At 51.1% G+C, this 711-nt stretch carries 1 protein-coding gene; it reads left to right on the top strand.

Annotated features, from left to right (window positions below):
• Positions 1-174: 174 nt before the first annotated feature.
• Positions 175-711: hypothetical protein (locus A3751_RS20495; RefSeq protein ID WP_156492684.1), on the top strand; the 537-nt coding region annotated here is incomplete at its 3' end.

Here is a 711-nt window from a genome sequence, read left to right as displayed (position 1 = left end):
CCAACTAGTTGAGGTTGAGTCGGGCATCGGTAGTCTCACCCCGCCCGAAAACTCAGACCGAACATTCAGACAGTGCTAAAAACCAAGCAAACACGATCACACATCCATATCCATATCCATATCCATATCCATATCTATCCGCCAACTAATTTCGTTGACCAAACGATAGATCCAATGCTAGTTTTTCAAGCAAATAAAACACTCAATGGTACCCATGCCATGCAAGCCCCCTTTTTCAAAAGATCCGCGTACCCAAACCATGGGCACTCGACCCACTGGCTCGTTTCGCTTATGCTCTCTGCCGCTTTTTTAGCGCTGCCCAGCATCTCATACGCCAACGAAGAGACGACCAAAGAACCTCCTTTACTCACGTCACTTTATGGGCATGTAGGCGCGCAGTTCAGTATTGATGACCGCGTAGACAGCCAAGGCGGTATTAACCAAATCAATGGCGTAGACGATTGGGGCGCAGCATTCAACATTGGCGCCCTTTTCTCGCAACCGTTCGAAGAGCCGCTTTCCCTGTACGTCGAAGGCACTTATCTCAATCCGGGTGATCGGCACTTTACGATACTCGGTGCCGGCGCCCGCTATGACTGGATCGAAGAGCAAAGCGCAATCACGCCCTACGCTTCTTTGGGGCTTGGCTATCTGTCGATGCGCTGGGACGATGAACCGGTTAGTGGTTTCACCGCGGAAGCCAAATCTGGC

The organism is Oleiphilus sp. HI0080, from assembly GCF_001635135.1.
This window is presented reverse-complemented; position numbering and strand designations above follow the sequence as displayed.